The sequence below is a fragment of the Streptomyces sp. NPDC051020 genome (genome assembly GCF_040683105.1).
Taxonomy (GTDB): domain Bacteria; phylum Actinomycetota; class Actinomycetes; order Streptomycetales; family Streptomycetaceae; genus Streptomyces.
The window spans coordinates 24132-34060 of sequence record NZ_JBFBCG010000074.1 but is presented as its reverse complement, the minus strand read 5'-3'; the positions used below and the strand labels follow the sequence as shown (position 1 = coordinate 34060).

Sequence of the window (9929 nt, the reverse complement as noted above, 5' to 3'; positions counted from 1 at the left end):
GTGGCACCCGCTCCGCGGGTGCCACAGCGCTGCGCGCTGTGCAGGGAAAAACGCCGTGCTTCGCACGGCGTGACGAATTGCTTCGCAATTCGTTGACGGCGTTTCACGCCTTAATTCCCGTGCTTCGCACGGGAATTGGAATTACGCTTCGCTTAAATTCCTGATAGGCGGGTGTGTCCGCTTCGCTCCCACACTTTGGTTCCGGCTTCGCCGGAACGGCTGGCTACTGGGTGAGGGTGCATCAGTACTGGCCTGTGTAGCATCCCGAAGAATACGGTACCCCCGCTCCGGTGACGTGACGTCACCCCCCGGAGGAGAGGCCGGCCCCATCCGGGGAGCGCACCGGACTCCGCTTCGCTCCATCCGATGCGTGATGCTCTTTCACTTCCTGAAGAACACTCAGCATACGCACGAGCCTACCCGAAACCCCCTCCCGTCAGACCCTGTTGTACTAGAGTGATGCCTGCACTGCATCACGATGATGCAGTGCGGGATGCAGTGTGTAGCATCCCGAAGACATCGCTACCCCCTCTGTCAGGACTTGCCATCCTCTCGTGAATTCTGGAGTACGGATATGACGAGCACAGAAAAGATTGCGCTTCGGCCTCATCAGGTTGAAGCCGTTGACGCTGTGGTGCGCGGTCTTGATATCCCTCCGGGGAAGCGGATTCCACGTAATGGTCTGCGGGCCACCGTGGTGGCGGCATGCGGTACAGGAAAGACCTTCATTGCCGCGCACTCCGCACTGCGGCTCGCACGTAACGACCGGGTCCTCGTGCTGCTGCCAACCCTGGACCTGCTGACACAGACCGTGCGCGAATGGCGATCGGCGGGACACGCCGGGCCAGCGGTGGCCGTCTGTTCACTGGACGACGACCCGCATCTGTGGGACCTCGTCTCGGGCCGGGCCGGGTTTCAGCGGGACGGTCTTGCCGACCATGCGCAGGCGGCCGGTGGGGTCGTAGCGGCCCAGGAGCAGGACCTGGGGGACTGCGGGCGACGCCAGCCGCGCTATCGTCGAGTACCCCGTTGCTGACGGGGCGTCGGACAGAAAGTGGGGGGCAAGACAGTGGCAGTTTCGGGTGGGGCGCGTATCGCCGTGTGGGTAGTCGCCGTGGTAGCGGGCGTGTGGTCGGTGGGATTGATCTCGGCGTTGATAATCAACCCGGACATGGCTGATCGGACGGCGAGCGTGACCGGCGCCGTTGTCGGGCTCGCGGCCCTCGTCATCGCGGTGGTCACCCTCGTCCGCACGTCCGGATCCAGCGGTGGCGGGAGTCGGGTGCGTACCGGTCGGGGCGGGATCGCAGCCGGCGGAAACGTGACCGGCAACGCCATCGGCAACCGCTCCAAAGTCGTCGCATCCCCCACAGCACCCGGGGCAGCTCCAGCGAGCGATCAGGCGGCGAACGTGCGCGCCGGGCGGAACAGCATCGCCGCGGTCGGCGACGTGCGGGACAACGCTCTCGGCGACGACAGCGAACGCCGATGACACCAGTGTGGCCACGCCGACGGGGTGGCCGTGAAGAATCGGCGCCGGTGACCGAGTCGAGCACGATGCCCGGCGCCTCACAGGAGCCGGGTCTCCCTTCACACGTGACGGCGCGAAGTAGGAGTGTCGCCGCTGGCGGCGACGCCTCCTTCAACGCAATGGGACCGAACAGTCAGGTCTTCGTTGACAACCGGCAGACCCACATCTACAACGACCCGCGTGAGGTGCCGTGGCCGGGAACAGTTCCGGGGCTGGCGACGGCGTTCCAGTCGCGCGCCACGCTGGGCGAGCAGCTGGACGCAGCACGTCTCGGGCAAATGCTCAGGCAGCTCGCTGGTGCCACCAACCCAAACGTCCGCATGATCGCGGCTAACCCGGGTGACTGGGGGATTGATGCCTTCGCTGGTGACCTCGGAGGCGCCATCACCGTCTGGCAGCCCAAGTTCTTCGTGCCCACCACTACGACTAGCCACTCGCAGGAGATCCGTGAGTCCCTCGCCAACGGGCTGAAGGCCGCGGCGGCCAACGATCGCACCATCGCGATCTGGATTCTCTGCATCCCTTCCAGCATGGACGACCCCACAGCTAGGTGGTGGGATGGCTGGAAGAAAAAGCAAGAGAAGAAGCACGATCTCGTCATCGAGTTGTGGGATGAGACCACACTGAGGATGAAGCTCCAAAGCCCTGAAGGTGACCAAGTGCGTCGCGCCTACCACGAACCCGACACACCAGTGCCCACGGAACCCGCTCAGGAACAGCTTCGGCTGGTTCTAGATGTGGAGGATAAGGAGGCTGCGGCGCTCGACTCGGCTCTCTTCGTGCGGCAGATGACGGAGGCCGGCCACGTCGAGCTGGACTCCGCGAAGCAGCAGTTCTTCAACGCCGATCTGGTGGCCCGGGAGATCGCACACAAAGCAGTGCCTAACGAAGTTGCCGCGCTCAAATCCGCCGACGCTATCCTGCACGGCGTGTGGGAGATGCAGTTCAACGAGTGTTCCGCCGAGGACGCCATCAAACTGCATGGACGGGTCTGGCGCGAGGTGCGCGACGAGCACGCCAGGATGCCGAAGGTGCTGCGTCTGGAGGTGGTGCACAGCTGGGGGCTGGTCCACCGGCTGGTCGACAATCGCCGGGCCGGCTGGGTCAAGCACTGGCGACAAATCGCAAGCGGTCAGTCCGAAGACTGAGTTCTCTCGACCGCCTATCCCGCTAGACAACTGATGAGGAGCAAACCGTGGAAGCACACCAGCCGGTAGTCATGCCGGAGGACGAGGTGCCTTTCCGTCTCGGCCAGCTACTACTACTCCTCGATGCGGTTAGGGAGCAGGACACCAACGGTGCGAGCTTGGAACGCATCGGCTACTACGACTTCCTGGCCGCGAACCCCTTCCTCGTGGTCCCCTTAGAGGGTCGGGAAGCGAGTCGCCTGCGGCTGGCCGGGTTCGACCCGCAGGTTCTGGCGTACGCCTCCTCGTCGCAGCGGTTCACCAGTCGTCGAGAGCGCATCCAGCATGACCTCGCGCTCCTAGTCGCCTATGGGTGTTGCCAGGTCCACAACCACAAAGGTGCCCTCACCTACTCGATCACGGCTGCTGGGCAGGAGCTCGGCGGACAGTTCACGGCCACCTACGCCGCTTCGTTCGGTACCGCGGCAAACATCGTGGTGTGTCGGCTCCGCAAGCTGAGCGACAAAAGGTTGCGGGAGCAGACGGCACGGTGGCTACGTCCGGACGGGCATGGCGGTCCTGCGGCGGCTCTCCTGAGTGTCCTGGGCCCGCAGGTGCCTGCAACATCCTGGGAGGGATGATCACCATGGAGCTGCTTCCTGGCATTCGGATCCGTCGCCTGCGGCTGGCCGGTATTGACCGGGCCTATGACGTCGATTTCACCCGCGAGCAACAGGTGCGGAACTTGTCCGTAATCGCCGGGGCGTTCAGCTCAGGCAAGACCGCAGTGCTGGAGTTCATCGCCTACGGTCTCGGAGCCAAGCGGCACCCCCGGCATCAGGAGGTACTGAGAAAGGTTCGCTCCTGCCTCTTGGAGGTCGAGCTCTCCGGCGAGCCACATGTGATCGAGCGGTCGGTCGGCGAGCCTTCAAAAGTCGCCTTCGTCCGTCGCGGAACTCTGGACAGCCAGGAGGTCTCTCCGGCGGAAAGCAGGCCACTCGATCCCTCTGGGGCACCAGAGAGTCTATCGGCGCTCCTGCTGGGCCACTGCAGACTTGACGGCGTTCAGCTGCGGGAAGCCCCCACCAGCCGTGAGTCTCGCACGGACCCTCTCAGCTTCCGCGACATGATGTGGCTGGCGTTCCTGCCGAACGAACGCGTCGCAGACAAAAACTTCCTCTTCGAGAACGACTACATGCGCAAGCACAAGCTGCGACAGGTAGTCGATGTCGTCTTCGGTGTCCATGATGACCGTGCCGTCGAAATCGGCCAACGTATCCGTGACCACACCGGGCGGCTCAACCACGCCAAGGCCGAGCTCGCAGCGGCACGTGCCTTCGTCCAAGAACAGGCCCCCTTCACGGCGGGCAATGTCCTCTCCCCTCTTGACCACGAACAAGAATTGGCAAACATCACAAGCCAGCTCCAGGCTTTGGACCAGACGGCTCAGGCGAGCACGACATTCGCTGCCCGGCTGCGCCGTGAACACCAGCAGGCCGCCCAAAGCTCCCGAAGAGCGGCAGCCGTCTTGCGGGACTGTGAGACACAGCTCGCGCGGTTGATGCCGCTGCGCGCGCAGTACGCGGACGATCTCCTCAAGCTCGGCATGCTGGGTGAGGCCCAGCAACTCTTCAACCCACTGAGCGTCACTGCCTGCCCGGCCTGCTTGAACCGCCTATCCGCTGCCCCGGTAGCCGACAACGGGCGATGCAGCCTTTGCAGCCACGAGCTGACCGACGCCGACGGAATGCTGACCTTGGGTGCAGCCGACGCCCTCAATCAGGCTGAAGGCAGCCGTGTGGACGTCGCGGCAGAGACCCGGTCCACCAAGGCCCGTCTCAAAGAGATCACCACCTACATCGAAGACCTCGACGCCTCGCTGGCCGCGCTCAAGCTCCAGGCCGAAGACGCAGCGATCCGGGAAGAAGAGGCTTCAACCGCTTTGGATGAGGCGACCTCACCTGCGGTGTCGCCGTTCCTCGCCGCTCGGGATGACCTCCACCGCAGGCGCGAACACGTCCTTCGCCTCCTCGACCAAGCCAAAAGAGCGGACAAGCTCCAGGAAGGGCTCACCAAACGGGCCGCCGCGGTCGAACGTCACGAGGCGCAGATCGCCCGGCTGAAAGAGGAGCTCGCGCAACTCGGAGACGCCGGCCACGACCGCGACCGCATTATCAGCAAGGTCAGCAGCCGCTACGGGGAACTTCTAAGGCAGTGGCGCTATCCCAAGCTCAGCACACCGTTGATCAACCCTGACCTAACACCGTTCGTACGCGGTGAGCCCTACCAGGAAGCGTCCTCCGGAGCCCGCACCCTCCTAACTCTGGCCTGGCAGCTGGCTGTCTTCGAGATCGCCGTCGAAACCGGCGCCGCGCACCCTGGCTTCCTGATGATCGACAGTCCCCAGAAGAACCTCGGCCACGGCGGCACCCTGGACGCGGTCATCGCCGATGCCGTCGCCATCGACGACTTCTACCACCACCTGTCCAACTGGCTCGCAGACCGAGGTGCTACAGCGCAGCTCATCGTGGTCGACAACAGTCCACCCTTGATTGTCGAAGGGGACGTGGTGGTCCGCTACAGCCGAGCCGAAGACCGGCCTCCCTACGGGCTGATCGAAGACGAGACCAGCGCAGAAGATCAAAAGGCCAGCCGGTAGAGCGCCTGGCTTGCGAGCCGTGCGGAGCAGCAAGAGCCCGGTCTAGTCTGCGGGGGGTGCGCATACCCTTCTGGCCCCGGCACCACGACGAAGGTCACCTTCTGGCCTTCCGCGAGACTCTTGAAACGGCGTTGTCACTTTGACTGACCGGCCTGGGATGATCTTGGAGTTGGTCGTGCCGGGGAGGGGTTCGCTCGTGTCGTCCGCGCCGCCGTCGTACAAAGGGCACCGGTACCCGGTGGAGATCATCTCCCACTGCGTGTGGCTGTACTTCCGGTTCCCTCTCAGCTTCCGCGAGGTCGAGGAGCTGATGCTCGAACGCGGCGTGCTCGTCTCCCACCGGGGCGGTGGCCGGCGCCCACACCTGGATCTGTGAGAGCAGCGCCCTGCACGGGTCCGAGCAGCGCTTCGAGGACGGCTGGTCCGCCGGTGTCCGCGACGTCGCCAGCTACCTGCTGCGCATCGCCGACACCACCGCCACCGCTCAGCGCGGGCGCGCGGCTTCCAGTACCTTCGACGGCCAGTGACAGCGCCGGGGCGTTCCGGGACGGGACCTATTCGACGCCCGGACGGGTGACCTTCTTCCCTCGCGGACGAGGGCTACTCGGAATCCGGTCCGGGAACGTCGGCATCTGGCGACAACGTCACGCTGAGCGGGTGGACAGGAATGTGGAGGATCTCCTGCTGCCGTCCCTTCAGGTTGGTGCAGGTGGCAGACCAATGGACAGCAACAGAATCCTCCGCAGAAGTGCCGTCTCCATACAGCAGGACCGGGGCCAGTGGCACCCGAGCATGAGCGCGCAGATCGACGGGAGGGAACTCGATAACCAGACGGTCTTCCGACTGCCGTATGAGCGGGCGCTTGGGGGCCGAGCGGTGTCCGACCGCAGCCGCCGGGATAGCGGGACCCAACGACGGCTTGGGCTGCGCATAGAAGGACGACGCAAGGCTCTTCCTTCCATACGGCGCCGGCGGCTCAGGCCAGGGCAACCTTGCCGGGTCGGACGCCGCGGCAGAAGGCGGGGACCACAGGACGGCGGTGTATTCCGGGCTGACGGTAGCGATGACTTCCACCTGGTGGAGCATGGCGTCGGAGCAGTTGGTCAGCCGGAGAACCAGCGGAGCGCCCTGCTGCGCCCGCGTCCTGCGCAGCATCGACGGAAGCTGGCGTCCACATTCCTCGAGGTAGGCGTCGACTTCCGCGCGGTACTGCTGTGGGGTGCGGCTATCCCTGGACATCATGGCCGGCACAAGGCCGTGGGGGCGTAGCCGCTGTACCTCGTGGAGAAGCTGCTTCTCGCTGCCTGACAAGACCAGGCCTTCACGCTGTCGGCGTGGAGATTCCTCAGCTTCCCGGCGCGGCAGTGAAGCCAAAAGTTCCCGACGCCGGTCTTCCAGAAGGCGATCGACCACTGAAGCGGTCACTTCCACGTCCGACACGGACCCGGTGGCCACCGCGAGATCCACGGCCATCTCGGGCTCGCCACGCAGACCAGCGTTCACAGCCTGGTACACCTCGTCCGCCGTGAGATAGGGGGTCTTGTCACTGTGCCGTCTGGGCATGGCCACCCCGCCTTTGACGAGTTTTCCGTCCTCGGACAAGGTCTTGACGACCAGGGCCCAGCGTTTGGATTCGGGCAGCGCTTGCACCTCGATGACGAAGTAGCCGAGATCAGGGTCCGAGGCGTCTGGGAACCAGCGGAAGCTGACGTCGATCAGCGGGCGCACGTACTCGGTGATGATCTCCTTGTAGGTGTCGGTGTTGACCAGCCTTTTCGCGAAGGGGATCTCCTTCTGCGCGGCCTCGTGGAGATCGGTCGGCCGCCGTTTCGCCCTGAAACCGCACACGATGAGACCGCCGCGGGTGTTGGCGAAGGCGGCGACGTCCTTGGCGAGCTCGAACTTGCCCTTGTCCGTGCCGAGGTCGTAGGGCCCGTTGGGTCCTGCGGTCTTGAAGTCCACCCATTCGGACTCCGGGGTGCCGAGGATGGCTTTGGGCTGCTGCCCGGCGAGCAGGGTGATGATCCTGTCGCGGCTTTCTGCGGTCATGGCGAAATAGCTTACGAGCAGGCTCGTTCCTCACCTGCCGGTACCGGGTGATGGGTGCGACGGGCGCTGCATTCGTGCAGTTCAGCGTACGTAACCGGCCTGATGAACACTTCGACAGCCCCTTTTCCTCCCTGCCTTGTGTCAGGGAGGGGTAGTCAGTCGTGCCGTGCCCCGGCTGCCCGTGCAGCCGCTCAACGACGGCGCAGGTCCTCGGACCACGTCCGGAAAACCGGATCAAGCGGGACCTGTAGCAGCAACTCCATCCCTGCCCTACCCGGCCACGGGCTGGGGCAGGGCACTGATCCTGGCACGACGAGGGTTCCCGCAACTGAGGCAAAGCCCGGTTGCGGGAACCCTCGCGGCAGTCGGCTCTCTCCTCAGGCCGGCCCGGCCGTGGCCATCAAAGTCTTGGCTCCCTAGCAATCTTGAGTCCGGCTTCACTGGACCCCGGTGACGCGTGATACGCGCAGCTCACATAACACGCGCGCGTCCTGCTGGCGAGAGCGAGCAAGGTCTTTCACGAAATGTGCGCCAGGACCGCAACTCGCCCACAAGGCCAGGCTCCGCTGTGTCCCGGACGATGTGCTCCATGTACGCCATGGATGTCACCCGTTGATAGGCCCCAGAGGTAATTGGGGCCCATCGTTTCGGCTAGAACAGATCAGGCGACGACACCAGCGATGAAGACGATGAACGCCCCGAGGCCGAAGCAGAGGAAGGACCATTGCACGTGCCGGTGCTTCCGCCAGGCGATCTCGCTCATCTTGATGAGCTGTTGGCTGAGGACCGGCAGGACGTCGGTCTGCTGGAGTGCCGTCGCCAGTTCGGCCGGCTCGCGGTGTCGGAGATGGCCGAAGTAGATGAAGTGGGTGGGAGCCTCCGCTACGAGATCCTTGGACGAGCGGAGGCGGGGAACGACGACCAGCGTGGCGAAGATCCCGCCGATCAAGATAAGGGACGCGCCGATCCACAGCGGAGCCCGAACGCCCCAGCCATGAAGGTCGGCGAACATCTGATCGTCAGCGGAGAGCGCGATGATGCCAGCCATGGCGGCGGATTCGAGGGTGAGAGCAAAGGACGCCTTGGCATCGACACGTGCCGTCCACTCGCCTATCGCCCCATGTATCCGCCAAGCCGTCTCAATCGCCTCCGGCGACGCGCTCACACCTCCCACCAGTAGGTGGAGCGGTAGAACGTCATCCGTTCCCCGCCGACGTCATCGGTCTTGGGGACCCACATGTCTGTCCCTTCGGCGACCTTGGCCTTCTGGTTGAGCATCTTGTAGACGTCTGCGGTGATGTACGTCCGGTACGTCGTGCCGGGCTCACGGATATCGCTGAGCTTTGCGGCTATGTTCGGGGCCCGCCCGATCGAGACGAGGTCGCTGCGCTCCCGGACCCCGGCACGGGCGATGAACGCATCGCCCGACGCAATCCCGACACACATCCGCGGCTGATACCCGCCTGTCTTCAGGTGTGGCAGCTTGGCGTACAGGGCCGGTTCCACTATGTGCTGCATCGCGTAGTTGATGTGCAGCGCGGCCTTCGCGGCGTTCGAGTTCTTCGAATCCCCGATGAAGATCCCCATGACGCGGTCACCGTCGTAGCTGCGGATCTCGCCGCCCTTTCCCTTGATGATCACGGATGCTGTCCGCAGGGAAGCTCGGATCACCTTGCCCGCGGTCTCCGGGCGGAAATCGCGCGCGAGCTTCGTCGACCCGAGCAGGTCGGCGTAGAGGTAAACGGCGTCCAGCTTCACCGCGTCGTTCGAGTACAGCTTCACGTCGTCGGTACCCGGCACCACAGACCCGTTGCGCGTGGTCCACGGCGTACCAACCAACTTGTCCACATCAGACCGAATGTCATCACCCAGCGACATAAGCCCCTCCCCTGCCCGTATCTGAACTTTGCGTGGAACGTAGCAGCAGGTAATGACAATCCGCGGACGCTGGACCCGGGCGACGGGGGTGGGGGGCGGCTCCTGGTTGCTACTGGGCGAGTCTGCAGGAGCGCCAGCGGCGTTCGCTGCGGCTGATCAGGCCGAGGCTTTCCAAGCGGCCGAGCTGGCAGGCGACCGAGCCGGAGCTGGACAGCCCAACGCGGCGGCCGATCTCCCGAATCGTAGGCGCGTCGCCGGTGTCCGCTATGGCGTCCCTGATGACCCGGAGGACGGACTCCTGCCGGGCAGTGAGCCGCTCCACGCTCACGCTGCTCGCACCCCGTGTTCATGCGAGCGTGCCTGCCGCCGCAGCTCCACCCGAGCGGCCGCGGTGCTGCCCTCGAATGTCATGAAGAAGGGATGCCGCCAGACGTAATCCGACAGGTGGAGCAGTCGTCGGCGCAGAGCAGTGAGGCGACGGGCGTGAGGTTGAGCGAGTGCTTCGTAAGTGCGGATCCAGTCGTGCTGGGCCTGCACCAGGTCGCGAGGGAAGGTGATGGGCTCCATAACCAAATTAGAGCACGTGTTCGATTTTTGATGCACGTCAGAACACAGCCGGCTCCCGTCGCCTCGTCAGCCGGACCGGGTGACGAGGCGACGGGCGGGCTTGTCCACGCGGGAGCGG

Annotated in this window: 10 protein-coding genes and 2 pseudogenes; 7 read left to right on the top strand and 5 right to left on the bottom strand. The window is 64.7% G+C overall.

Annotated elements, in window-relative coordinates; translation table 11 throughout:
* Nucleotides 1–574: 574 nt before the first annotated feature.
* From AB0N06_RS30220 to AB0N06_RS30190, 7 genes and pseudogenes are all read left to right on the top strand, one after another.
* Nucleotides 575–895, top strand: a pseudogene (locus tag AB0N06_RS30220) (DEAD/DEAH box helicase family protein); the annotation flags it as partial.
* 276 nt (nucleotides 896–1171) lie between these two features.
* Nucleotides 1172–1492 carry a hypothetical protein gene (locus AB0N06_RS30215; protein ID WP_366137877.1) on the top strand — a complete coding sequence of 107 codons (321 nt, stop codon included), beginning with the start codon at nucleotides 1172–1174 and terminating at the stop codon, nucleotides 1490–1492.
* A gap of 104 nt (nucleotides 1493–1596) precedes the next feature.
* The gene (locus tag AB0N06_RS30210; protein ID WP_366137876.1) at nucleotides 1597–2679 is read left to right on the top strand and encodes a serine/threonine protein kinase; all 1083 of its coding nucleotides are present in this window, start codon (nucleotides 1597–1599) and stop codon (nucleotides 2677–2679) included.
* A gap of 47 nt (nucleotides 2680–2726) precedes the next feature.
* Complete coding sequence (locus AB0N06_RS30205) at nucleotides 2727–3299, top strand: ABC-three component system middle component 2 (protein ID WP_366137875.1); 573 nt, start codon at nucleotides 2727–2729, stop codon at nucleotides 3297–3299.
* Nucleotides 3296–5317, top strand: a complete 2022-nt coding sequence (locus AB0N06_RS30200) for a DNA recombination protein RecN (RefSeq protein ID WP_366137874.1) — start codon at nucleotides 3296–3298, stop codon at nucleotides 5315–5317. Before AB0N06_RS30205 ends, AB0N06_RS30200 begins: the two co-directional genes overlap by 4 nt.
* 157 nt (nucleotides 5318–5474) lie before the next feature.
* A pseudogene (locus AB0N06_RS30195) lies at nucleotides 5475–5657 on the top strand (IS6 family transposase); the annotation flags it as partial.
* Nucleotides 5658–5664: 7 nt separating this feature from the next.
* Complete coding sequence (locus AB0N06_RS30190) at nucleotides 5665–5844, top strand: hypothetical protein (RefSeq protein ID WP_366137873.1); 180 nt, start codon at nucleotides 5665–5667, stop codon at nucleotides 5842–5844.
* Nucleotides 5845–5917: 73 nt separating this feature from the next.
* Here AB0N06_RS30190 and AB0N06_RS30185 read toward each other — a convergent pair whose 3' ends face one another.
* From AB0N06_RS30185 to AB0N06_RS30165, 5 genes are all read right to left on the bottom strand, one after another.
* A complete protein-coding gene (locus tag AB0N06_RS30185; RefSeq protein ID WP_366137872.1) occupies nucleotides 5918–7366 on the bottom strand; it encodes a hypothetical protein in 1449 nt (482 codons plus the stop codon).
* A 661-nt stretch (nucleotides 7367–8027) separates the two neighbouring features.
* Nucleotides 8028–8414 carry a Pycsar system effector family protein gene (locus AB0N06_RS30180; RefSeq protein WP_366137871.1) on the bottom strand — a complete coding sequence of 129 codons (387 nt, stop codon included), beginning with the start codon at nucleotides 8412–8414 and terminating at the stop codon, nucleotides 8028–8030.
* 113 nt (nucleotides 8415–8527) lie between these two features.
* Nucleotides 8528–9214 carry an adenylate/guanylate cyclase domain-containing protein gene (locus AB0N06_RS30175; protein ID WP_366137870.1) on the bottom strand — a complete coding sequence of 229 codons (687 nt, stop codon included), beginning with the start codon at nucleotides 9212–9214 and terminating at the stop codon, nucleotides 8528–8530.
* Between the two features lie 139 nt (nucleotides 9215–9353).
* A complete protein-coding gene (locus AB0N06_RS30170) occupies nucleotides 9354–9572 on the bottom strand; it encodes a hypothetical protein (RefSeq protein WP_366137869.1) in 219 nt (72 codons plus the stop codon).
* The gene (locus tag AB0N06_RS30165; RefSeq protein ID WP_366137868.1) at nucleotides 9569–9811 is read right to left on the bottom strand and encodes a hypothetical protein; all 243 of its coding nucleotides are present in this window, start codon (nucleotides 9809–9811) and stop codon (nucleotides 9569–9571) included. The genes AB0N06_RS30170 and AB0N06_RS30165 overlap by 4 nt, the downstream gene beginning before the upstream one ends.
* Nucleotides 9812–9929: the final 118 nt, after the last annotated feature.

Excerpts from the sequence above, each read along its gene's own strand:
- AB0N06_RS30200 (WP_366137874.1), top strand. The coding sequence starts at position 3,296 with ATGATCACCATGGAGCTGCTTCCTGGCATTCGGATCCGTCGCCTGCGG.
- AB0N06_RS30185 (WP_366137872.1), bottom strand. The coding sequence starts at position 7,366 with ATGACCGCAGAAAGCCGCGACAGGATCATCACCCTGCTCGCCGGGCAG.
- AB0N06_RS30215 (WP_366137877.1), top strand. The coding sequence starts at position 1,172 with ATGGCTGATCGGACGGCGAGCGTGACCGGCGCCGTTGTCGGGCTCGCG.
- AB0N06_RS30180 (WP_366137871.1), bottom strand. The coding sequence starts at position 8,414 with ATGGCTGGCATCATCGCGCTCTCCGCTGACGATCAGATGTTCGCCGAC.
- AB0N06_RS30165 (WP_366137868.1), bottom strand. The coding sequence starts at position 9,811 with ATGGAGCCCATCACCTTCCCTCGCGACCTGGTGCAGGCCCAGCACGAC.